Raw genomic sequence first — 21,789 nt, forward strand, 5'->3', positions numbered from 1 at the left:
ATGATTTCGGGTATTTTTAATGACTAGTCGATTATTGCAGAGAGATGTTTTTCCATTGCGGATATTGATTGTCGAAGATCACGCCATTCAGCGCATGGCATTGCATGAGCTGCTTCGACAAGCTGGAGCGAGCCTGATTGACGAGGCGGAGGATGGCTATCAGGCACTGTCACTGCTGGAATCGCGCCGCTATGACTTGATGATTTGCGATCTGGACATGCCCAGGCTGGATGGTATCCAGCTGATGCGCCACATGCGCAGGCTGGAGCATGTTCCCCAACTGGTTTTGTGCAGCGCACAGGCCGGGGATATTCTGCACAGCGTGTCCCGCTTTGGCGGTCATCATGAATTACCCGTTCTGGGTAGCCTGGAAAAACCAGTGTCGGCTGATCAGCTCAAACCCCTGCTGCAAGCCTGTATCAACCTGCTTGCCGACAAGCCCGAGACTGCCGCTACCAGACATTATGCTTTCAGCCGTCAGGAGCTGCGTGATGCCATGCGTGCCGGTCAGATTCTGCCCTGGTACCAGCCCAAGATCGACCCGCAGACCATGGAAACGGTTTCGGTAGAGGCGCTGGCGCGCTGGCAGCACCCGGTACACGGCCTGATCGCACCGGCGCTGTTTCTGCCCCGCATTGATGAAACCGGCCTGGGCGAGGAGTTGCTTTGTACCATGCTGGAACATTCGGTGCGGGATTGCTGCGAGTGGGATACCGAGTTTCCTGCATTAAAACTGGGGGTGGCTGTCAATATCAATGTAAAAGAATTCGACAGGCCGGATATGCCGGATAAACTCAATGCCATACTCCGGGCGGCTCATCTTTCTCCGGCCAGAATTACATTGGAATTAACGGAAACCCAGCCGCTGGATAATCTGAGCTGTTCTCTGGAAAATGCCATTCGTTTGCGGGTAATGGGGTTTAATCTGGCACTGGATGATTTTGGTGCCGGTTATTCCGGTTTCCATCATTTGCGGGAAATACCGGCCAATTCAGTCAAGATAGACCGCACGCTGGTCCATCAGGCTGCCGGAGATCCTGCGGCAGAGAAACTACTGGGCTTTGCTGTGCGCATGCTGCAAAACCAGCATGTCTCCGTTGTAGTGGAAGGTGTCAGTCGGCGCCAGGATTTTGATCTGGTCAAGCAATTGCATGTTGATCTGGTACAGGGTTTTCTGCTGGCCGAGCCCATGGCGCGGGGCCGCTTGCCAGGCTTTATTCGCAATCCGCTGTTCTTGCCGCAAGCCTTGTCCTAAAAACGCCGCAGCGACCACAATGCCAGCCCCATCAGGCCAATGCCCGCCAGTTGCCAGCCATCCAGCGCATGCTGATAGATCAGCCAGTCCACCACAATGGCTGTTACCGGATAGACAAACTGCAGTACGGCAAAACGGCTGGTGGAAACCCGGCTCATGCCACTGTAAAGCAGGGCGTAGGCAAGGCCGGTATGCAGGCTGCCCAGCCCTGCCAGCCAGGCCCAACTGGCTGCGGTAGCCGGCCAGCCATGCAGCAAGGGCCACCAGGTCGTCAATACCACGCCCACGGCACATTGCCACCAAGCAAGGGCAAATGAACTGATGCCTGGCTGACTTTTGGCAATGATGGGCAATCCGGCATAGGCCAGTGACCCGCCGATGCACATCAGTACGCCGCTCAGAAAGCCATCCGGCAAGCCCTCGCTGCGCAGTCCTGCCAACCCGCAGGCCAGCCCCAGGCCGATCAGGGCGGTGATCGCGGCCAGCAGATGCTGGCGCGACAGCTTTTCACCCAGCAGCAGGCTGCCGTACAGCATGACCCAGAAGGGCTGCAGGTGAAACAGCACGGTAGCCAGTCCGATGGAGGTGAGGGGGATGGCGGCAAAAAACAGCCCCCAGTTGCTCACCATCAACAAGCTGGCCAGCAAGACGGCCAGCAGCGATCTGCCGCGCAAGCGCAGCTCGCCCAGCTTGCCGCTGCAGGCTCCCCAGCCTAGCAGCGCAATACCCCCAAACAGGCAGCGCATCAGCACGGTCAGCAGCGGAGGCTGATTGGCTTCGGTCACGAAGATGCCCAGCGTGCCCAATAGCAAACCGGCCAGCACCATGCTCCGGCTGCCGCGATCCTGTTTGTGCTCCCCGGCAGCGCTGGCCAGGTGCAAGATGCTGGTGTCTTTCATGGCAGAAATCATCGGGGCGGCTGCTTGCTTCGGTAAAGCGAATTTATGATATGTTAATCATTCGATTTTCGAATGATGATGTGGATGGCAATGACCATGCAGGACTTGCAACTGGATTGGCTACGCGCTTTTGTTGCCGTGGTGGATGCCGGCTCGCTCAGTGCAGCCGCCGGCCAGGTACACCGCTCACAGTCGGCAGTCAGCATGCAGCTGAAAAAGCTGGAGCAGGCTGCAGGGGGCGTGCTGATGTTACGCAATCCGCGCGGGCTGGCACTGACTGCAGCCGGGGCCGAGCTGCTACCGCATGCGCGCCGGGTGCTGGCCGCGCATGCCGCCGCGCTGGAGACCCTGCATGGCGCTCAGGTTAGCGGGCCATTGCGGCTGGGGGTGCCGGAGGATTACGCTGTTGCCTATCTGGGCAATGTCTTGCGCGATTATGTGGGGCGCTTTCCTGCGGTGGAAATCAATCTGGTCTGTGAGCAATCGACGGCCCTGATCCGCAAGGTGGACAGCGGCGAGCTTGATCTGGCCCTGGTCAGCCGGGATGAGCCGGATCGGGGGGAGTACCTGTTTGACGAAACCATGGTCTGGGTGGGCGACAGCCGGCATGCAGCCTGGCTGCGCGACCCGCTACCGATTGCCCTGTACGAACTGGGCAGCCGGGCGCGCAGTGCCGTGCTGGATGCGGTAGAAGCCAGGCAGCGTGCCTGGCGTGTGGTGTACAGCAGCCCCAGCGTGGCCGGGCAGCTGGCGGCAGTGCACAGCGGTATGGCAGTTGCCGTGTTGACCGCATGCAGTCTGCCACCGGGTATTCAGGTGTTGGGGATGGAGCAGGGGCTGCCCGCTTTGCCGCCTTTGCAGGTGGCGCTGATCCGTAGCCTGCATTCCCAGGGAGCCCGTGCCTGTGACGTGATGCAGGAAATGATTCGGCAGACTCTGCAAAGGCGAGGGCAAGCAGGCTGATCAATGCCGGGCATGTGCGAGCGCATGGGTGTTTGTAAGGTTGACAATATCAATCATTTCCTGCATATTTTATCGGTGATATTGTCAATTAATATGTGTGCAGCTGCCCTGTCCGGTGGCTACATGCCTGCAAGGAGTTGCCCATGGCTGAACCCAGCCCCTCCCGCGAGCGCGGCCTACTGTGGCTGCTGGCGCTGACCCAGTTCACCATCATCATGGATTTCATGGTGATGATGCCGCTGGGGCCGCAAATCATGCGCGCCTTTGCGATCAGCCCGGCTGCGTTTGCCACGGCAGTATCGGCCTATTCTTGGTGTTCCGGCCTGTCCGGCCTGTTTGCCGCTACCTATATAGACCGCTTTGACCGTCGCCGTCTGCTGCTGGTGATCTATGGCCTGTTTGCCGCCTCCAACCTGGTTTGCGCCTTGGCCAGTAACTTTCACATGCTGCTGCTGGCGCGTGCCTTTGCCGGCCTGAGTGGCGGCGTGCTGGCATCCATCATTATGGCAATTGTCAGTGACATCATTCCGGTTTCCCGCCGTGGTGCAGCTACCGGCACCATCATGACGGCCTTTTCGCTGGCGGCCATTGCCGGGGTTCCAGCCGGCATCGTGCTGGGGGCGCACCTGGGCTGGTCATCGCCGTTTTACCTGCTGGCGGTGCTGTCAGTGCTGATCTGGCTGGCGGCGCTGGTATTGGTGCCCTCGCTGCGGCTGCATCTGCAGGTGGCGCCGCCGCCGCTGCGTCAGGTTCTGCCCGCTTTGTGGAGTTTGCTGAGCAATCCGCTGCATATCCGGGCGTTCGGGCTGACCTTTCTCATGCTGGTGTCGCACATGATGGTGATCCCCTTCATCTCGCCGGTGCTGGTAGCCAATCATGGCATCGCGCCGCAACAGATTGCCTGGATCTACATGGCAGGCGGTGCTGCCACCTTCTTTACTTCACGACGCATTGGCAGATTGGCCGACCGCTATGGCAAGCACCAGTTGTTTCGCATCATGGCGGTGTTTTCCATGCTGCCGGTGCTGTTTGTCACTCATCTGCCTGATTTGCCCTTTGTCGCCATCGTGGCGTTTTTCCCGGTATTCATGGTGGCCCTGTCCGGCCGCATGATTCCGATGCAGGCTTTGTTGACCACGGTACCGCAAGCGCAAAACCGGGGTGCGTTTCTCAGTGTCAACAGTGCGATTCAGTCGCTGGGCAATGGCTGCGGTGCCTGGCTTGGGGGCTTGCTGCTCAGCAGCGGCAGTAACGGGCAGATCATCGGCTATGGCAGCAATGGCTGGTGTGCGGTTGCGCTGGTAAGTGTGGCCTTGTGGTGGGTGGGACGGGTACAGGGGCAGCCGCAGGGGGCAATGGCAGCGGCATCCTCCTGAAACCGTTGCGCGGATATCCATTTGTTTCTTGTGGCTAGGCGGCGATGAAATTTAATCTGCCTGTGCTGGTTGTGGTTTGCTTGCAGACGTTAGAATGCCCGGTTGGTCCGGCATATTGTCGTACGGTGGCTGAGGGGCTCCGGTACGGTTGACATGGCATGCCGGATGTTTCTGACAGAATACTGGGCATAAGCATAACGAGCATGCAAAACAAAAACCGGATGACACGGCGGACAAGGTCGTGGGCAAGTCGGAGCCAGTTGCTGATGTTGATTGGGGCCGGGCTGACTGTACATGGTTTGCCACTGGCTGCCGCTGAGGTCAGCAATGGCATTACCACCATCAAGCCAGAGCTGGGGTCTGCCAGCGAACAGGAGCTGGGTGCCGCCACCTTGTCCATGCGCGGCTGGCTGGGGCTGGGGACGGTAATCCGGGCCGCCAATCCGGACCCTGCGCTCACCAGTACTGCCTCAATGAATACCCTGAACGATGGTGACCTTAACTACCGCCGTGGGGACGCAGTATCGACTGCCATTGAAAGCTATCTGCAGGCGGATTTGCAATATCAGGGCCTGGGTGTGCGTCTGGCAGGCAAGGCCTGGTATGACTACACCTTGGCACAGCAATCGGTACTGCATGGCAATGTGGCCAATCATTACCAGTCTGGTGCCGCGCTGAGCGACGCTGGCTTTGTACCGCTGGGACGTTTTGGCAATGCGGTGCTGGATGATGCTTATGTATACGGCACGACTCATCTGGCGGGCTATCCCGTGCAACTGCGTGCCGGCAGGCTGAGCATTCCCTGGGGCAGCCCCACCTCCAGCGGCATGCTGTCGCAGGTAAATGGGATTGACTATGCCGCGCTTAGCCGCGCCAGTTCGGTATCGGCCGAGGCGGGTATTCCGGACTGGGCCGTCTACGCCAAGCTGAACCTGAGCGAGCAACTTAGCCTGGATGGCTTTTACCAGTTTGCCTTCACCCCCAATGTCTATCCCGGTTGCGGTACATTTTATTCCACTGGCGATTACGTACAGCCGGGCTGCAATCAGCTCACCCTGAATGGTGCCTTGCTGTCGGCAATGGCCCACCGCAACATCAGCACCAGCGATGCCCAGTCAGCCAGCAATGCGCTGGATTACGTCAGTCGCAGTACCGACCGGCTGCCATCCGGCGGGCAATATGGTGGCGGCGTGCACTATTTGCTGGATGGGGTGGGCAAATTCGGTTTTTACGCCGCCAATATCGACAGCAAGATCGGCTACACCGGCGTGCAGCACAATAGCGCCGGCGTGCTGACACCCTTGCTGGCCAATGCTGGCCTGGCCAAGGCTACCGGGATAAGCAGCCAGTATTACCGTAGCTATCCCGCCAATCTGCATTTGTTTGTGCTGAATTTTGCCACCCGGCTGCCCGACCAGACCGCTGCCTATGCCGAGCTGGGCTATATCCCGGACCAGCCCCTGGCCTGGAACGGGTCGGACTTCTTCAATGGCCTGCTGTTGGGGCGAGGGCCGCTGGCACGCTTGTACAATCTGCCAGCAGGTGCTTCTGCCGAGGGGTATGACCGCTTTCAGGTCATGAGCCTGAGTCTGGGGGCGACACGACCGCTGGGCAAGGTTGCCGGGGGCGACTTCAAAGCCTCGGCCGAGCTGGGGCTGAAGCATGTGTTTGCCCTGCCAGACCCGTCGGTCATGCGCTATGGCCGTGCGGGCTGGGGCATGGCCGCCAGCCAGGCTTACCCCAGTTGCAGCGGGGATGCGGCTAGCTGCCGGATCGATGGTTTCATCACCAGCAATGCCTGGGCCGTGCGGGTGCGGCTGGAGAGCCGATATGCCACACCCTGGTCGGATTTGACGCTTACCCCGGCACTGACTCTGGGGCAGGATGTGCGCGGCTATTCCTATGATGGCCAGTTTTCCCAAGGGCGCTTTACCACCATGTTGAGTCTGGCGCTGCATGTAAGGCGCGATTACCAGCTGGATCTGAGTTATCTGAAAACCGGCGGTGGCGATTACAATGTGCTGCGCGATCGCAGCCTGGTGGCACTGGGCTTGGGCATGCGCCTGTAGTCAGCACCGGCATTGCCTGTGCCCCTATAGCCGCTTACACTTGCGGCCAGTTTGCCCAGCGTCATCCTTCCGACTCCTTCTGATTGTCCTGATGCCATGAACCAACAACGCGCGCTCAACACGATCAACCAGGCCATGCAGCAGTTGCAGCAAGGCCAGCCAGCCGCCGCCCGCGACGGTTTGAGTCGTGTATTGAAAGCCTTTCCCGACAGCCCGGAAGTCAATTTCCTGCTGGGGCTGGCGCTGGTGCAACTGGCACAGCTCAAGGGGGCGCTCACCTATTTCAACCGTGCCATTGCGCTGGCACCGGATTTGGCCGAGGCCTATGTCAACCGTGGCATTCTGTTGAAAAACCAGCAACAACTACCGCAAGCGCTGCAGGATTTCGACCGCGCCATTGCCCTCAGCCCAGGGCTGGCCGAAGCCTATAGCAACCGTGGCAATGTACTGGTATTGCTGGGTCAGCCCGCGCGCGCCCGTGCGGATTTTGCCAACGCCATTCGGCTGGACCCACGCAATAGCGATGCGCTGGTAAACCTGGCCGCGCAGTTGGCCAGTGACGGCGAAATCATGCAGGCACAACCCTTGCTGGAGCGCGCCATTGCCATCAGGCCGCAACTGGTTGAAGCCCAGGTCAATCTGGCCAATGTGGAATGTCGTCTGGGTCAGGAACAGCAAGCCCTGCAACGGCTGGAAGCCGTGTTGCAAAGGCAGCCGGCTGACATTCCTGCCTTGTGCTGCAAATCCAACTTGCTGGCTGAGCGTGGTGACATCACCACTGCCCATGCACTGCTGGACAAGGCGCTGGCACATGCGCCGTCTGATGCCCTGGCTCGCTATGACCGCTCGTTGCTGTTGCTGCGGCAAGGTGACTACCTCCGGGGCTGGCAGGATTACGAAGCGCGCAAACTGGATAAGCAGCTATGCCAGCGTTCCGGCCTGCAGCACTTTTCCCAGCCCGAATGGCAGGGTGAAGGCCTGGAAGGTAAAACCCTGCTGCTGCATCAGGAGCAAGGGCTGGGCGATGCCATCCAGATGCTGCGTTATCTGCCGCAACTACAGCAAGCCGGAGCCCGGGTGCTGATCCTGCTCAACCCGGCAGTCGCCGGGCTGGCCAGCCAGTTGCTACCGGAGGCGCAGGTGTTTACCCAGCGTGAGGCGCTGCCAACGTTTGACCTGCATTGTCCCATCATGTCGCTGCCCTTGCGCATGGGTACGACGCTGGACAATATCCCGGCTGCCGCAGGCTATCTGGCGGTGGATAAGGCTGACCGACAGCATTGGGCTGCCTTGCTGGGGGAGAAAAAACGGCTACGTATCGGCGTGGTGTGGTCTGGCTCGGCACGGCATCTTAACGATCGCAAGCGCAGCCTGGCGCTGGACGCACTGTCCGCATTATGGCAACTGGATGTGGAGTGGCACAGCCTGCAGCGCGAGTACCGCGAAGCACCGGCGCAACTGGCGGCTGCCGGCATCATCGACCATGCCGTACAGCTGGCCACCATGCAGGACACGGCCGGGCTGATCAGTCAGATGGATCTGGTCATCAGCGTGGATACCTCGGTGGCCCATCTGGCTGGCGCACTGGGCAAGCCGTGCTGGCTGTTGTTGCCGTTCAACCCGGATTTCCGTTGGGGACTGGGGCGGGACGACAGCCCGTGGTATGCCAGCATGCGCTTGTTTCGCCAGCCCGCACCGGGCGACTGGCGCAGCGTTCTGGAGCAAGTGGCTGCGCAAGCCGCTGTGTTGGCCTAGTCGTCGCGGCTAAGGACTTCCAGCACTTCTATTTCAAACAGCAAATTGGAGTGCGGCGGAATGCGCGTGCCGATCTGGCGTTCGCCGTAGGCCAATTGGGACGGCACCCACAGCTTGCGCTTGCCGCCCACTTTCATGCCCATCAGGCCGATATCCCAGCCCTTGATCACCCGTCCGGTGCCAATCACGCACTGGAAGGGGCGGCCCTTGTCATGGGATGAGTCAAACTGGCTGCCATCTTCCAGCCAGCCAGTGTAGTGGGTGGTAATCAGCGCACCACGCACCACTTCCTTGCCATCACCGATGCACAGGTCTTCGATTTTCAGTTGCTGGTCCATCTGTTCATTTTCCGGTTCATTTGTGTATCAGGCCGCCACCGCAGCCACCGTGGCGGCATTTTATCCGCCCGCTGCCTGCTGGTGAAGCAAGATGCACTAGCCCGGTTGACCGTCGCTGCGTGCTTTCAGGTAGAGCCGGATAAAACGCAGGCTCCAGTACAGCAATAACAGCAGGCAGCTGATGGCCGTCAGTGCATACAGGCCGGCGGCCCAGCTCGCTGGCAGGCAGTCGGTGGCCACCCGCAGCACGGCCATACAATGTACGGCCAGATACAGACGCCACAACCAGGCGGGGGCTTGCAAGGGCTGCCCGGCGTGACCCAGCGATACCCGCGATACAAAGGCAATCACCATGCTGATGAAAAAGCCGGTGGTGACCGCATGCAATGGAGCCAGCCCCAGTGTATTGGCAGGCAGCACGTCGGCCAGGCTGAACAGCAGAAAGGCGAGCGGCAACCAGGCAAAGGACAGGTGCAACATGCCCAGCAGTTTTACCTGCAGGGTACGCCAGCCCTGCCAGCGCCAGCTGGTGTAAGCCAGCAGCAGGCAGAAGGGCAGGTCAGCGGGCAGGGTGGTGACACCCAGTATGGACAGCAGGCCATGCAGCCAGCTGCCAGCCAGCAGCGCCCACAGCAGCCAGTCTGGCTTCCAGGCTGGAATCTCGGGCATGGCGCTCACGGTGAAGAAGGGCAGCATGCGGTGGCAGACGGTCAGGAATACCGGCAGCAGAAAACCCCACAAGGCTAGGTCGCGCATCAGCAGCCAGCCGCCAGCATTACCGCTGTAAAGCCAGTAGAGTCCAGCCAATAAGCCTGCCAGACCCAGTACGAAGCCGCACAGCACCATCCAGGCATGCAGGCGGTTGGCTTGCTGGCTACGCAATATCAGTTGGGCAAAGGTCAGCGTCAGCCCGAGAAAGCCAGCGCTGTACAGCAACTGTCCCGTCTGCAGCCAGCGCTGGCCCAACCCAAGGCCGGCCAGCCACAGCAACAGGCCGCTGGCCAGCAATGCCGGCACGCTGAGGTAGCGCAGGCGCGAAGGTGCCGGCACGCCCAGCCAGCGCGGACCGGCAGTAAAAATGAAGCCGGTCATGAAAAAGGGAAAGATGCCGTACAGCATCAGGAAACCATGTGCCATCACCGCCGGAACTGCCGGCAGGATGGGATGGCTACCCAGGCGCGAGGCCAGCTCGGCAAACCAGGCGGCAAACAGCAATAGCGCCAGCAGCATGCCAAACAGGAAGGCAATGCGGTGCGGCGCACGCAGCAGTGGGGGAGGGAGGGGCTGGGTGTTCATGGCAAGCTCGATTGGGTGGTGATGGCCCAGTATGGCCAGTCGGACATCAGGATGGGAATGATTCGCGTCAAGACAATCAGCCTTGCCGACAGGGGGCGGCGGCAGGGCAGACTGACTGGTGGACGCAAACAAAATAGCGCAGGGCTGCTGGGTCAAGGCCCACCTGTGCGGATAACCAGGGGTGGACAGGCAGGCGCAGGGTTTTGGTTGGTGGAGCCTATTGCTTGAACAGTACGGCAATCAGGTCTGACTGGGTAATCATGCCGCATAGCTGACCATCCGCATCAATCACCGGCATGTGATGCATGCCGCCATCTGAAAAGGCCAGCGCCAGCTCGCTGATGGGCTGGGTGGCCTGCAGGCTGCGGGCGGGCTGGCTCATGATGTCGGCCACCTGACCATCCAGCCTGGCTGCATGCGGTGCTCCCGTGGTCTGGTGGTGCGGAAGAAAGAAGTCGTGCAGGGAAACCAGACCCTGCAAGCGACCGGCCGCATCAATCACCGGCAAAGCCTTGACCTTGTGATGTGCCAGCTTGTCCCAGGCTTGTTGCAAGCTGGCTTCCGGCTGGATGGACACCACATCGCGCGACATGATGTCACCACAGCGGATGGCACCAAAGCGGCGTTTTTGCGCTTGCTGCTCGGCGGCGGTGAAGATGGCGGCCAGATCGTCCTCGCTCACATCCAGTACTTCGCCAAAATCGGCCAGCGCCTGGTGCAAGTCCTGCTGATTGAAGGCGCGGCGTTCACTGGGGCGCAGGTCACGGGTGTGGTGCGCGTTGGCGCTGTCGGCAGGCAGGTGTGGGTAGCGCCGCTGCAAGGCATTGTTGAACAACAGGGCTACGCCCAGCAGCAACAGCGAGTTGGCCAGCACCGGCCACAGTACAAACTGGAAACCCAGCCCCTGTATGGCCGTGCCGCCCAGCACGGCTGTAATGGCCACGGCACCACCAGGCGGGTGCAGGCAGCGCAGCTGGAACATGGCTGCGATTGCCAGCGCACCGGCTACGCTGGCAGCCAGGCCGGGGTCGGCGATATAGCGGGCGCAGGCTACGCCGATGATGGCAGAAACCAGATTACCCGCCAGAATCGACCAGGGCTGGGCCAGCGGGCTGGATGGCACGGCAAACAGCAGCACGGCGGAGGCACCCATCGGGGCGATGAACCACGGGATGGCACTGCCCAGGGCGGCACGGCTGATCAGTTCGGTGAGTAACAGGCCGATACCGGCGCCAAGGCAGCCATACAGCCGCTCGCGGCGGCCAGCCAGTAATTGGGCAGGCAAAAAACCGCGCAGCCAGGCATGGTGGCGCGCAGCAACAACAGATGCAGTCATGATGTGGTGGATGGGGTGGGGGTGGGCTATTGTATCGTATGGCGATATTTTTGCCAGCCACAGCCAGCCAGCTGCTGGCTTTAGCTTTGCAGGCTGCGGTGAATGTTCTGCAGCAGGTCCAGTGATTGAGCACCGCCCAGGTTTTTCAGCAGCAGCAGTTCCTCACGGTGCAGGGCGGCCAGCTTGGCCACGAGTTCCTGCCCTTTGGGTAGCAAACTGATTTCCACTTGGCGGCCATCCTGGCGGCCAGGGGTTTTTTTGAGCAGTTCCTGTTCCTCGCAGCGCTTGATCAGGCCGACCACGCTGTGATGATGTGATTGCAGGCGTTCGGCCAGCTCGGCCACGGTTGCCCATTCCCGCCCCGGATAACCTTGCACCTGCAGTAGCAGCAGGTATTGCAGCGGTGTGATGCCATGCTCCTGCGCCAGTTCTTCGCTGAAACGCAAAAACTGGCGCAGCCGGTAGCGAAAATCGGCCAGGCGTTCGAAATCCTGCTTGCTCAGTACGGGAACAGTCATGGTGGATAAGGCGTGGGACAGGCTGACAAAGAAGCTGTTCACCTTATCACATCAGCCCGTCGCTGCCGAACTGGGCCGCATAACATACCGGCGAAGCATAGTGCGTGGGCGTGTCGTCCTGTTGCCGCAGAAACTGTTGCAGTGCGCGAGCCGCGCTTAAATGAACGTCGCTCTCGGCATATACCAGGATGATGCCATTGCTACGCGCCATGCGTGCCAGCCAGTCCCAGCGCTGGGGATTGTTATGCAGCACGGCCCAGTAGATTTCGCAAAACTGACTCCAGCGCTCTTCGCGCAACTGCAGCCAGGCAGCCAGTCCGGGAGCTGGTGACAGCGCCGGCAGCCAGCGCAGTCTGCGCGCTATTTCGGCAGAAATACCGGCAGCGGGTTCGCTGCCGATCAGGAAAGCCGGCGTATTGCCGGGAGTGTAGCGTTGCAGGGCTTGCAGGCTGATGTTCACGTGGTGTACTCCGGTTTACAGCAAGGGCAGTAGCAGCAGGGCCACGACAAACAGCCATACCAGCGCGCCAATGGCGAAGATGGTATAGGCCAGCGACAGGGTGTGGACCGAGTCATCGTGTTCGAACCAGGCATCCAACCCGTGGTAGAGCAGTCCGGCCGATGCAGCCAGGCCCAGTACGGCACAGCTCATGTTCAATAGCGGATAAGGCAACAGCAAAGACAGTGCCGACAACCAGATTGGCAGTGGTACCAGCGCGGCCAAACGGTAGCAATCGGCAAACGCCGGGCGGCTGCTGGCATGCACCGACTGACGGATGACCCAGCCCATCAGGGCCACGGCCAGCCAACTGGTCAGCAGCAGGATCAGGCTGGCTTGTTGCCAGTTTTGCGTTGCTACGCCGGGGGCATAGCTATCGGCGTGATAAACCCCGGCGTATTGCACCATGCCTGCGGCAAACAGCGAGGCAGGCAGCACGATTTTCACGAAACTATGGGCAACGGACGGATGGCGCTGGCCAAGCTGGTCCCACCCATGGTGCGACGAGTAAATCATCTGGAGCGGATGTTGCAGGTTCATGGCGATCTCCTTGGCAGCAAGGGGCTGCCACTCAAATATATATCGTATTACGATATAAATCTACTGCCAAATGTGCGCATGTGCTGAACATGCGGTTGTGTGGGGCGTTGGGAGTGGGGCTTGGGGAGACGCGCCCTTGGCGGGCGCGGGTCAATACGGAGTAGGGCTTAGCGGGAGGTGCTGAGTGTGCTGTCGGCATGCCGTGCCAGGCAAACTGCCCGTACTTGCCGATACAGCTGCCACAGCTTCCTGCCATGCCAGCCAGCCGCAGCGGCCAGCAGCAGGGTGCAGATAGCCAGTGGTGTCTGCCAGATGACCGGCCAGCGGCACCAGGCCAAGGCCAGCAGCAGCCAGCCCGCATGCAGGCCGGTCAGCCGGGCAACAACCTGCTCGGACAGAAAACCATGCGTGCGTGGCAGTACGCCACGTGGTGGCTGCAGGCGCTGCAGATGTAGCCAGGCCAGAAAGGGGGCGATTTTGCCCAGCATGCCCAGCACGGCTGCCAAGCCCATGCCACCCAGCCACAACACGCCACACCATAGCGGCAGGCTGCTGCTGGCGGCGGGCAAATACAGGCCTGCGATAGCAAGTGGCAAGGTGAGCAGCAGGCATACCGTGGCCAGCAGCCAGCTGCGCCACAAGGGGTCCTGCCGACGGCGGCTGGCACGCAACTGGCGCAAGGTGAGCATGGCAAAGCAGGCAGCGGGCAGGCAGGCAAGTACCAGTAGCCATTCTGCGGTGGCAGGTTGCCACAGCAGCAACAGGCTGAGCCCGGCCAGCAGCGTCAGCAAGCTTGGTATCAGCCAGCGGGTGTGGCTGGGAAAGGCCGGTGTAACCAGAAACATCGGCATCACGGTCTGGCTGACCGCCAGCAGCAAGGCCAGCAGCCAGCCCAGGCCGGCCCACAGTACGTGGCTGTGCAGCAGCGGCAGAAAGGGGGGGCTGATATCTCCGCCCAGCGTCAGCACCAGCAACAGGCCTTGCGCCAGTGCCAGGCCAAGCCCTGCCAGCGCCAGCCGCAGGCCCTGACTGGTGGCGTCACGGGCGGGGCTGTGCCACAGGCCGTAGCCTGCATGCCACAGCAGGGCTAGTCCGGCGCAGCACAGCAGCAGTGCACCGCTTACGAGCCAGAGGGGGCTGAACCCGTGGCTGAAGCCCCAGCACAGGCAGGCAACACCGGCCTGCCAAACCGGAAAGGTGCGCCACCACAATGCCTGTGGCCGGGGCGTACCAACGCCAGCGGCCACGGCCAGTAGCTGTAGCAGCGCGCCCAGCATGGTGTTGCCGAGTACGCCCAGTGCCAGCAGATGGGTCAGGGTGACGATGAGTGGATCAAAGCGGTTGGGCATTACCGTGCTGCCCAGCAGCAGGGTGAGCCCGGTTACCAGCAGCCATGACAGGCTGGCCGCAAAAAAGCTGCCCGGCAGCCATGGCGGCGGGGCAGCTTCGTAAGACAGCCAGGCCTGGCTCATGGCCGGCTCAGGATGAGAATGACACCGCCGTCACCGGAGAGCTCAAAGCGGAAATCCAGCCCTTGTTGCTGCAGCAAGGGCAGCAGCGGGCTGGGGTGGTGCGGCAGGATGTAGGCTGCTTCCTGGCCGGATTCCAGCAGGTCGGCTTCGTCCAGGATGATTTCCATTGGCTGCGGCGCCGGCAGGTGGCGCAGGTCACGCGGGTTCATGCTGCGCTTCCTGCGTTGACCATGGCGTCGAAGTCGGCAATCTGCTGGCTGCACATGGGGTAGAGAATGTTTTCTTCTTTTATGTTGTGCTGCTGCATCAGGATCAGCAGGGTATCGGCACAGCCCAGGTAGTCGGTGGCCTGTTCGGATGATAGCAGTTGCGCCATGTCTTGCATCAGTGCACGCATTTGCGCGTGTTCGCTGCGCATGACGGCAGTTGGCCCCATGCTGCTGCCGATTGCGGCTTCAAAGGCCGGAAACAGGCTGTCTTCTTCCAGGGAAAAATGCTGCAGCATGGCATTGTGAAAGGCCTGGAATACGGCACGGGCCTTGGGCCAGTCGGCATGGCGGACGGCTTCTTCGGCCAGGGCAAAGTCGGCATCGCACAGGCGATGTTGCTGAGTGAGCTGTGAAATGGCGTTCATGGTGCGTGATCTCGATGTGTGGGGGGTATGCCTGCAGTATTGCTGGCTGGCGCTGCGGCCTGAATGACCCGGATCAAGAAATCATCGCCTGCTGGCGCAAGGCCAGTAGTTGCTGGTGCAGCGTGACCACTTTGCCAATCACCAGCAGGGCCGGTGTGCTGATGGCCGCATCGGCGATCAGTTGAGGCAATTGGTCCAATTGGCCGCATAGGCAGCGTTGCGCACTGCTGCAGGCTTTTTCCACGATGGCTACCGGCGTGGCCGGGTCGCGGCCATGGGCCAGCAACTGGCTGGCAATGTGGGCGGCTTCTCCCAATCCCATATAAACCACCAGCGTTTGTTCCGGCTGGCTGTGCTGTGTCCAGTCCAGGGTGCTTTCACCCTGACGACGGTGACCGGTGACCAGGGTACAGCCCTGCGCGTGATCGCGGTCGGTCAGCGGGAGTCCAAGGGCGGCGGCTGCGCCCAGTGCCGCGCTGATGCCCGGTACAACCTCGCAGGGGATGCCTGCTGCGGCCAGCGCCAGCATTTCCTCGCCACCACGGCCAAACAGTAAGGGATCGCCGCCTTTTAGCCGCACCACCCGCTGCCCGCTGCGGGCAAAGTCAATCAGCAGTTGGTTGATGTCGGCCTGTGGCAGGGTGTGGCGGCTGGCGCGCTTGCCCACGCAGATGCGGCTGGCCTGCGGCGGTGCCAGTCGCAAAATTTGTGGGTCCAGCAGGTGGTCGTACAGCACCACGTCAGCTTCACCCAGGCGTTGTACCGCGCGCAGGGTGAGCAGGTCGGGGTCGCCGGGGCCGGCCCCCACCAGGCAGACGCTGCCGGGGGCGAGGCCGGTGTTGCTGGCGGCGGAGGGGGCTGCGCTGGCGGTATCGGGATGGGGCAGCGGGGGCAGGGCGGGTCGGTGCATGTGGACTCCTGGGCAAAGGCTTGCCAAATGGTGATGTCGCCAGTGTAGGGATGAGGGTGACCGGGAATCGTTGATACGAATCAATGCTATATGGATGCCTGAATCCGTACATTTCGCCCCAGGTACCGGACTTGCCGGTGCAAGCACTTTGAGGAGGACGTGATGAGCGCGAGCTTCACCAAATCGACGGCCCGCAACATCTTTTACGGTGGGTCGGTGTTCTTTTTTCTGCTGTTCCTGGGGCTGACGCTGGATACCACCATGGCCCTGCCCAGTCATAACGCCAAGGCCAAGCTGACTGATGCGGCCGTGCGCGGCAAGAAAATCTGGGAGACGCGTAATTGTGGCGGCTGTCACACCTTGCTGGGTGAGGGTGCCTTCTTTGCGCCGGAGCTGGGTAATGTCTACGTACGCCGTGGCCCCGAGTTCATCAAGGGTTGGATGAAGGCCATGCCTACCAATGTGCCGGGTCGTCGCCAGATGCCGCAGTTCCACCTGAATGATGGCGAGCTGGACGATGTGGTGGCTTTCCTGAAATACACCTCCGAGATCAATACCAATAACTGGCCGCCCAATATCCAGGGCTGATCGCACCAGACCAATCGCTTACGGAGATAAACATGAGCAATGCAAGCGCGGCAACGCTATCGGCTGCCACAGCCGGTGCGCCAGCCCAGATCAAGTACCGCTCGCAGGCAGTGGCCAAGCCCTATTTCATGGCAGCCATCGGCCTGTTCATCGGCCAGATCCTGTTTGGCCTGATCATCGGCCTGCAGTATGTGAAGGGTGACTTCCTGTTTCCTGCCATCAGCTTCAGTACTGCCCGCATGGTGCATACCAATTTGCTGATCGTGTGGTTGCTGTTTGGTTTTATGGGTGCAGGTTATTTCCTGATTCCCGAAGAATGCGAGCGTGAGCTGTATAGCCCCAAGCTGGCCATCATCACCTTCTGGGTGTTTCTGGTGGCGGGCGCGCTAACCATCGTCGGCTACCTGGGCTTGCCGTACAACGTACTGGCCCATCTCACCGGCAACGACTTGCTGCCCACCATGGGACGCGGGTATCTGGAGCAGCCGCTGATCACCAAGGTGGGCATCGTGCTGGTGGCACTGTCCTTCCTGTTTAACCTGTCGATGACGCTGCTGTCCGGCCGCAAGACCAGCATCAGCATCGTGATGCTGCTGGGGCTGTGGGGCCTGGCCATCTTCTTCCTGTTCTCCTTTGTTAACCCTAACAACCTGGTGCTGGACAAGTACTTCTGGTGGTGGGTGGTGCACCTGTGGGTGGAAGGCGTGTGGGAACTGATCATGGGTGCCATGCTGGCCTTCGTGCTGGTCAAGGTAACCGGGGTGGACCGCGAAATCATCGAAAAATGGCTGTACCTGATCATTGCCATGACCCTGATCACCGGCATCATCGGTACCGGTCACCATTACTTCTGGATCGGCACACCGGCCTACTGGCAGGTATGGGGTTCCATCTTCTCCGCCCTGGAGCCGGTGCCCTTCTTCATGATGACCATGTTTGCCTTCAATATGGTGAAGCGCCGTCGTCGTGCCCACCCTAACCAGGCTGCCACACTGTGGGCGCTGGGTACGGGGGTGATGTCCTTCCTGGGCGCTGGCGTATGGGGTTTCCTGGGTACGCTGTCGGTAGTCAACTACTACACCCACGGCACGCAGCTGACTGCATCGCACGGTCACATGGCCTTCTATGGTGCTTACGCCATGGTGGTGCTGACCATGATTTCCTACACCATGCCGCTGCTGCGTGGCCGCGAAGCCAATAGCCCGCAAGCGCAGAAGGTGGAAAAACTGGCGTTCTGGATGATGACCTTGTCCATTGTCGGCATCACGTTGTTCCTGACTGCTGCCGGTGCCACCCAGGTATGGCTGCAGCGTATGTCCAGCACGCCGCTGTCCTTCATGGAAACGCAGGATCACATCATGCCGCTGTACTGGGCACGTCTGGCGTGTGGTCTGTCTTTCTTCAGCGGTCTGGTGTTGTATGTAATCAGCTTCTTTGTCACCGGCAAGCGCGAAGACTGAGTGTTGAAGCAAGCAAGCGGCCCCTGGTGGGCCGCTTTTTCATTGGAGATAGCTGATGCGTACCGACAGTCTGGTGCTGGAAGACATACCGCAGAACCGCCATGTGCCGGGAGATCTGGCCATGTGGTGTTTCATTCTGGCCGAGTTGGCGGTGTTCGGCGTGTTCTTTCTGGTATACGGCTACCACCGCTGGCGCGACCCGGCCTTGTTTGCCGGTGGCCAGCAACACCTGGGCCTGCTGTTGCCCACCCTCAATACCCTGCTGCTATTGGCCGGCAGTGCCGCCATCGTGGCGGCGGTACGCGCTTTTGCGCAGGACCGGCAGGCCAGCGGCCGACGCTGGCTGGTGCTGACCATGGTGGCTGGTGGTGGTTTTCTGGTTCTCAAGGCCTTTGAGCTGGGTGGCAAATTTGCCGCTGGTATCACCCTGTCCAGCAGTGATTTCTGGATGTTCTACCTCTCGCTTACCGTGTTTCACTTTTTGCATGTGGTACTGGGCATGGTGATTGTGGCTGCGGTGTGGTGGCAGGCGCGTGACGGACGCTATCGCGGCGAGTCCATTACCGGCGTGGAAACTGCCGCCGCCTACTGGCATATGGTGGACCTGGTGTGGATTGTGCTGTTTGCCCTGGTTTATGTGGCGCGTTAAAGACCGCTGACAATACCTTGGCTTCGGCCTGGCATGGACTCACTGCGCAGCGCACCTTGGCCCAGGTGCGCTGCGCAGTGTTTTCATGGCCGCTGGTGCCATGCTGCAGCGGGCGCAGTTTGTTGGCAGGGCTTATCTCGAATCAAGGCCATGGCGGGGGAGGGCCGGTATCGTTGGCGCTATGAACACACCTGCCCCCCTTACCCAATGGCTGTTGTGGGCCTGGCTCAGTGGCCTGACCTTGCTGGCAGCCACCCTGGCCGAAAGCGGCCAGCTGTCTCAACACTGGCTGGCACCGCTGGTGCTGGGCTTTGCCTGGTTGAAGGGCTGGGCCGTTATCGAGCACTACATGGGCCTGCGCCATGCACCGCGCTGGCTGCGTGCCGGCGTACATGGCTGGCTGCTGCTGGTAACTGGTGTGCTGTTGTTGAGCTTTCGCTGAGGACATGCCATGAACGCACCACTGCGCCCCGAAGTTTCCGCCCCTTACTACCAGCCGCAGGGCGACGAATGCCAGCTGTTCGAAGCTGCCTGGCAGCAACAGCTGCCGGTGCTGATCAAAGGCCCTACCGGCTGCGGCAAAACCCGCTTTGTCGCCCACATGGCCGCCCGGCTTGGCTTGCCGCTGATTACCGTGTCCTGCCATGACGATTTGTCCGCTGCCGATCTGGTGGGTCGCCACCTGATTGGCGATGGCGAAACAGTATGGTGCGACGGCCCGCTCACCCGTGCGGTGCGTCAGGGCGGCATCTGCTATCTGGACGAAGTGGTGGAAGCACGCAAGGACACCACCGTGGTGTTGCATCCGCTCACCGACGATCGTCGCATCCTGCCCATCGAGCGTACTGGAGAGGTGCTGGTGGCCCCACCCGGTTTCATGCTGGTGGTGTCCTACAACCCCGGCTACCAACATGTGCTGAAAACCCTCAAACCCAGTACGCGCCAGCGCTTTGTTGCCATGAGCTTTGACTTTCCCTCCGCCGAGGTGGAACAGCAGGTGGTGATGCTGGAATCCGGCCTGGGCGATGCACAAGCCCGGCAACTGGTGACGCTGGCCGGGCAATTGCGCCGCCTGTCCGGTTACGATCTGGACGAATCGGTCAGCACCCGCCTGCTGGTGTATGCCGCCAAGCTGATGGCCGCTGGCATGGCCCCGGCACTGGCCTGCCGCACCGCTCTGGCCGAACCGCTGAGCGACGAGCCGGATACCGTGGCTGCCTTGCTGGCCATCATCCACACCCAGTTTCCTGCCTGATCGGGGCCTGTCATGGAAGATATCGTCGGCGGCTGGTGGGACAAGCTGGTCAAGCGCGCAGCCTACCGTGGCCATGCCGCTGCTGCCGTGCGGCTGGAACAGGTAGCCGCCGTGGCACCCATGTTTTTCCGCGCCATGGGCGGCGACCCGGCACTGGCGCTACGCTCCACCGTCGGCACCGAACATGGCGCACGCCGCCGCTGGCTGGAACGTATCTCCGGCACCGGCGAGCGGGTGGAACTGGCCTGGTCCGACCATCAGGCCTTCTATCTACCAGAAAAAATCGACCTGTTTGCCAATGCGGCGCTTAACCGCGAGCTGTATTTCTGGCTGATGGCCCTGGCTGCCACTGCCCGGCCCGATGGCGACTGGCTGAATGCCAACCGCCAGGCGGCAGCCGACTGCCTGGCGGCCATGCCCGGCCTGGCCGCCAGCTATCAGCGCCTGGTGGCCGCGCATCTGTTGCAGCGGCCAGACCCGGCACGCCTGCCCGCGCCCGAGGCCGCCTGGGAGCGCGCCATCCGTCAGGCCTTGCAGCAGCCGCAGCAGCCGCAGGACACCCCGCCACCAGCACGTCCGCCTTACCCCTTGCCGCTATGGCTGCATCCGGCCCCGCCCACGCTGGACCATACCGCCCCGTCCACCGCGCAGGACCCGCAGCAAAGTGGCGAACGCAGCAAGCCACAGCAACGCCAGCGCCGCCGCTACCGCGCCCAGCGCGTGGTGCAGGACGAACGCAAAAACGGCATGCTGATGATCTTCCGCGCCGAAAGCCTGTTTACCTGGGACGAGTACGTCAAGGTCAACCGCCATACCGACGAAGATGACGACGACAATGCCGCCGCCGCTGCCGAGGACATGAACCGCCTGTCGCTGGCACAAGACGCTCACACCAAGGGCGGCAAGCTCAAGTTTGATCTGGATCTCCCTGCCGCCGCCTACGACGATACCCCGCTAGGTGCCGGGCTGATGTTGCCGGAATGGAACTGGAAACAACAAAGACTGGTGGAGGACCACTGCCGCCTGCTGCCCATGTTGCCAAGGGATGCCACCCCGGCCGCCTTGCCCGAGCGCCTGCTGCCGCTGGCACGCCGCCTGCGCCGCCAGTTTCAGGCGCTGGCACCGGAACGTACCCGCAAGAGCGGACAGGAATGCGGCCCGGACATCGATATCGACCGCGTCATCCGTTTTCTGGCCGAACGCCACAGTGGTGTCGCCCAGGCCGAACCTGGCTTGTATCAGGCCTGGCCGCCTGGCGAGCGCAGCCTGGCCTGCCTGACCCTGGCCGACCTGTCGCTCTCCACCGAAAGCTGGGTAGGCGACGCGGGCAGAGTCATCGACGTCATCCGTGACAGCCTGTTGTTGTTTGCCGAGGCATTGTCCGCTGCCGGTGACAGTTTTGGCCTGTACGGTTTTTCCTCCATTCGCCGTCAGGAAGTGCGTTTTCAGGTACTGAAGGATTTTGCCGAGCGCTACGACGACACGACGCGTGGCCGCATCCTGGCTATCCGCCCCGGCTACTACACCCGCATGGGCGCAGCCATCCGCCAGAGCAGCCGCATCCTGCTGCAACAGCCGGCCGCGCGCCGCCTGCTGCTGATTATTTCCGATGGCAAACCCAACGATCTGGACCATTACGAAGGCCGCTACGGCATCGAAGACACCCGCCAGGCCATTCTGGAAGCACGCCGCGACGGCCTGCTGCCCTTCTGCCTGACCGTGGACCGCGAAGCCGGCGACTACCTGCCGCACCTGTTCGGCCATCGTGGTTATGTGGTGGTACAACAGGCGCAAATGCTGCCCACCGTGCTCACCCGCTTGTATGCCCACCTGACTGCCTGATCGCGGCAACTGCACCGCGGCCGCCGCAACCCTACTCCAAGGTGTAATCACCTTCTTCACCCGGCCTTGCGCCGGGTTTTTTTTGATATGTAGCAAGTCGCCCACGCCCACAGGCTCGGACAATGACACTCTGCC

The 21,789-nt window shown here is 61.3% G+C and carries 22 protein-coding genes; 11 read left to right on the forward strand and 11 right to left on the reverse strand.

Going from position 1 to position 21,789, the window contains the following annotated elements; translation table 11 throughout:
* The first annotated feature begins 19 nt into the window (after positions 1-19).
* Positions 20-1,255, forward strand: a complete 1,236-nt coding sequence (locus ACODR9_RS16400) for an EAL domain-containing response regulator (RefSeq protein ID WP_488810474.1) — start codon at positions 20-22, stop codon at positions 1,253-1,255.
* Here ACODR9_RS16400 and ACODR9_RS16405 read toward each other — a convergent pair.
* A complete protein-coding gene (locus ACODR9_RS16405) occupies positions 1,252-2,154 on the reverse strand; it encodes a DMT family transporter (protein ID WP_488810475.1) in 903 nt (300 codons plus the stop codon). The two genes, ACODR9_RS16400 and ACODR9_RS16405, sit on opposite strands and share 4 nt — an antisense overlap.
* 84 nt (positions 2,155-2,238) lie before the next feature.
* Here ACODR9_RS16405 and ACODR9_RS16410 point away from each other — a divergent pair, with 84 nt between their 5' ends.
* The 4 genes from ACODR9_RS16410 (at position 2,239) to ACODR9_RS16425 (ending at position 8,317) form a co-directional block, all read left to right on the forward strand.
* The gene (locus tag ACODR9_RS16410) at positions 2,239-3,117 is read left to right on the forward strand and encodes a LysR family transcriptional regulator (protein ID WP_488810476.1); all 879 of its coding nucleotides are present in this window, start codon (positions 2,239-2,241) and stop codon (positions 3,115-3,117) included.
* A gap of 143 nt (positions 3,118-3,260) precedes the next feature.
* A complete protein-coding gene (locus ACODR9_RS16415) occupies positions 3,261-4,493 on the forward strand; it encodes an MFS transporter (protein ID WP_488810477.1) in 1,233 nt (410 codons plus the stop codon).
* Positions 4,494-4,759: 266 nt separating this feature from the next.
* Positions 4,760-6,562 carry a DUF1302 domain-containing protein gene (locus ACODR9_RS16420; protein ID WP_488810478.1) on the forward strand — a complete coding sequence of 601 codons (1,803 nt, stop codon included), beginning with the start codon at positions 4,760-4,762 and terminating at the stop codon, positions 6,560-6,562.
* A gap of 96 nt (positions 6,563-6,658) precedes the next feature.
* Positions 6,659-8,317, forward strand: coding sequence for a tetratricopeptide repeat protein (locus ACODR9_RS16425; RefSeq protein ID WP_488810479.1), 1,659 nt, complete (start codon positions 6,659-6,661; stop codon positions 8,315-8,317).
* Here the strand turns inward: ACODR9_RS16425 and ACODR9_RS16430 are convergent.
* From ACODR9_RS16430 to cobA, 10 genes are all read right to left on the reverse strand, one after another.
* Positions 8,314-8,655, reverse strand: a complete 342-nt coding sequence (locus tag ACODR9_RS16430) for an FKBP-type peptidyl-prolyl cis-trans isomerase (RefSeq protein ID WP_488810480.1) — start codon at positions 8,653-8,655, stop codon at positions 8,314-8,316. The two genes, ACODR9_RS16425 and ACODR9_RS16430, sit on opposite strands and share 4 nt — an antisense overlap.
* A 96-nt stretch (positions 8,656-8,751) precedes the next feature.
* Entirely contained in the window at positions 8,752-9,951 is a 1,200-nt protein-coding gene (locus ACODR9_RS16435; protein WP_488810481.1) for an NnrS family protein, read from the reverse strand.
* A gap of 217 nt (positions 9,952-10,168) precedes the next feature.
* The gene (locus ACODR9_RS16440) at positions 10,169-11,287 is read right to left on the reverse strand and encodes an HPP family protein (RefSeq protein WP_488810482.1); all 1,119 of its coding nucleotides are present in this window, start codon (positions 11,285-11,287) and stop codon (positions 10,169-10,171) included.
* 80 nt (positions 11,288-11,367) lie between these two features.
* A complete protein-coding gene (locus ACODR9_RS16445) occupies positions 11,368-11,847 on the reverse strand; it encodes a MarR family winged helix-turn-helix transcriptional regulator (RefSeq protein WP_488810483.1) in 480 nt (159 codons plus the stop codon).
* A gap of 4 nt (positions 11,848-11,851) precedes the next feature.
* Positions 11,852-12,265 (reverse strand): DUF488 domain-containing protein, encoded by a 414-nt coding sequence (locus ACODR9_RS16450; RefSeq protein ID WP_488810484.1) that lies wholly within the window; start codon positions 12,263-12,265, stop codon positions 11,852-11,854.
* Between the two features lie 15 nt (positions 12,266-12,280).
* A complete protein-coding gene (locus tag ACODR9_RS16455) occupies positions 12,281-12,844 on the reverse strand; it encodes a YIP1 family protein (RefSeq protein ID WP_488810485.1) in 564 nt (187 codons plus the stop codon).
* A 167-nt stretch (positions 12,845-13,011) separates the two neighbouring features.
* Positions 13,012-14,316: a hypothetical protein gene (locus tag ACODR9_RS16460; RefSeq protein WP_488810486.1), complete on the reverse strand. Its 1,305-nt coding sequence runs from the start codon at positions 14,314-14,316 to the stop codon at positions 13,012-13,014.
* Entirely contained in the window at positions 14,313-14,525 is a 213-nt protein-coding gene (locus ACODR9_RS16465) for a DUF2249 domain-containing protein (protein ID WP_488810487.1), read from the reverse strand. The genes ACODR9_RS16460 and ACODR9_RS16465 overlap by 4 nt, the downstream gene beginning before the upstream one ends.
* On the reverse strand, positions 14,522-14,950 hold the full coding sequence (locus ACODR9_RS16470) for a hemerythrin domain-containing protein (protein ID WP_488810488.1): 429 nt from the start codon (positions 14,948-14,950) through the stop codon (positions 14,522-14,524). Before ACODR9_RS16470 ends, ACODR9_RS16465 begins: the two co-directional genes overlap by 4 nt.
* A gap of 73 nt (positions 14,951-15,023) precedes the next feature.
* On the reverse strand, positions 15,024-15,860 hold the full coding sequence (cobA, locus tag ACODR9_RS16475) for a uroporphyrinogen-III C-methyltransferase (protein ID WP_488810489.1): 837 nt from the start codon (positions 15,858-15,860) through the stop codon (positions 15,024-15,026).
* 162 nt (positions 15,861-16,022) lie between these two features.
* Here cobA and ACODR9_RS16480 point away from each other — a divergent pair, with 162 nt between their 5' ends.
* From ACODR9_RS16480 to ACODR9_RS16505, 6 genes are all read left to right on the forward strand, one after another.
* Positions 16,023-16,448: a c-type cytochrome gene (locus ACODR9_RS16480; protein WP_488810490.1), complete on the forward strand. Its 426-nt coding sequence runs from the start codon at positions 16,023-16,025 to the stop codon at positions 16,446-16,448.
* A gap of 32 nt (positions 16,449-16,480) precedes the next feature.
* Complete coding sequence (locus tag ACODR9_RS16485) at positions 16,481-17,908, forward strand: cbb3-type cytochrome c oxidase subunit I (protein WP_488810491.1); 1,428 nt, start codon at positions 16,481-16,483, stop codon at positions 17,906-17,908.
* A 55-nt stretch (positions 17,909-17,963) separates the two neighbouring features.
* The gene (locus ACODR9_RS16490; protein ID WP_488810492.1) at positions 17,964-18,557 is read left to right on the forward strand and encodes a cytochrome c oxidase subunit 3; all 594 of its coding nucleotides are present in this window, start codon (positions 17,964-17,966) and stop codon (positions 18,555-18,557) included.
* Between the two features lie 181 nt (positions 18,558-18,738).
* Entirely contained in the window at positions 18,739-18,999 is a 261-nt protein-coding gene (locus tag ACODR9_RS16495) for a cytochrome C oxidase subunit IV family protein (protein WP_488810493.1), read from the forward strand.
* Positions 19,000-19,008: 9 nt separating this feature from the next.
* Positions 19,009-19,812, forward strand: coding sequence for a CbbQ/NirQ/NorQ/GpvN family protein (locus tag ACODR9_RS16500; protein ID WP_488810494.1), 804 nt, complete (start codon positions 19,009-19,011; stop codon positions 19,810-19,812).
* A 12-nt stretch (positions 19,813-19,824) separates the two neighbouring features.
* Complete coding sequence (locus ACODR9_RS16505) at positions 19,825-21,654, forward strand: nitric oxide reductase activation protein NorD (protein WP_488810495.1); 1,830 nt, start codon at positions 19,825-19,827, stop codon at positions 21,652-21,654.
* Positions 21,655-21,789 lie beyond the last annotated feature (135 nt).

The organism is Aquitalea sp. FG25 (assembly GCF_057809375.1).

Coding starts and splice junctions, on each gene's coding strand:
- ACODR9_RS16400 (WP_488810474.1), top strand. CDS start 20: ATGACTAGTCGATTATTGCAGAGAGATGTTTTTCCATTGCGGATATTG.
- ACODR9_RS16405 (WP_488810475.1), bottom strand. CDS start 2,154: ATGAAAGACACCAGCATCTTGCACCTGGCCAGCGCTGCCGGGGAGCAC.
- ACODR9_RS16410 (WP_488810476.1), top strand. CDS start 2,239: ATGGCAATGACCATGCAGGACTTGCAACTGGATTGGCTACGCGCTTTT.
- ACODR9_RS16415 (WP_488810477.1), top strand. CDS start 3,261: ATGGCTGAACCCAGCCCCTCCCGCGAGCGCGGCCTACTGTGGCTGCTG.
- ACODR9_RS16420 (WP_488810478.1), top strand. CDS start 4,760: ATGTTGATTGGGGCCGGGCTGACTGTACATGGTTTGCCACTGGCTGCC.
- ACODR9_RS16425 (WP_488810479.1), top strand. CDS start 6,659: ATGAACCAACAACGCGCGCTCAACACGATCAACCAGGCCATGCAGCAG.
- ACODR9_RS16430 (WP_488810480.1), bottom strand. CDS start 8,655: ATGGACCAGCAACTGAAAATCGAAGACCTGTGCATCGGTGATGGCAAG.
- ACODR9_RS16435 (WP_488810481.1), bottom strand. CDS start 9,951: ATGAACACCCAGCCCCTCCCTCCCCCACTGCTGCGTGCGCCGCACCGC.
- ACODR9_RS16440 (WP_488810482.1), bottom strand. CDS start 11,287: ATGACTGCATCTGTTGTTGCTGCGCGCCACCATGCCTGGCTGCGCGGT.
- ACODR9_RS16455 (WP_488810485.1), bottom strand. CDS start 12,844: ATGAACCTGCAACATCCGCTCCAGATGATTTACTCGTCGCACCATGGG.
- ACODR9_RS16460 (WP_488810486.1), bottom strand. CDS start 14,316: ATGAGCCAGGCCTGGCTGTCTTACGAAGCTGCCCCGCCGCCATGGCTG.
- ACODR9_RS16465 (WP_488810487.1), bottom strand. CDS start 14,525: ATGAACCCGCGTGACCTGCGCCACCTGCCGGCGCCGCAGCCAATGGAA.
- ACODR9_RS16470 (WP_488810488.1), bottom strand. CDS start 14,950: ATGAACGCCATTTCACAGCTCACTCAGCAACATCGCCTGTGCGATGCC.
- cobA (WP_488810489.1), bottom strand. CDS start 15,860: ATGCACCGACCCGCCCTGCCCCCGCTGCCCCATCCCGATACCGCCAGC.
- ACODR9_RS16480 (WP_488810490.1), top strand. CDS start 16,023: ATGAGCGCGAGCTTCACCAAATCGACGGCCCGCAACATCTTTTACGGT.
- ACODR9_RS16485 (WP_488810491.1), top strand. CDS start 16,481: ATGAGCAATGCAAGCGCGGCAACGCTATCGGCTGCCACAGCCGGTGCG.
- ACODR9_RS16490 (WP_488810492.1), top strand. CDS start 17,964: ATGCGTACCGACAGTCTGGTGCTGGAAGACATACCGCAGAACCGCCAT.
- ACODR9_RS16495 (WP_488810493.1), top strand. CDS start 18,739: ATGAACACACCTGCCCCCCTTACCCAATGGCTGTTGTGGGCCTGGCTC.
- ACODR9_RS16500 (WP_488810494.1), top strand. CDS start 19,009: ATGAACGCACCACTGCGCCCCGAAGTTTCCGCCCCTTACTACCAGCCG.
- ACODR9_RS16505 (WP_488810495.1), top strand. CDS start 19,825: ATGGAAGATATCGTCGGCGGCTGGTGGGACAAGCTGGTCAAGCGCGCA.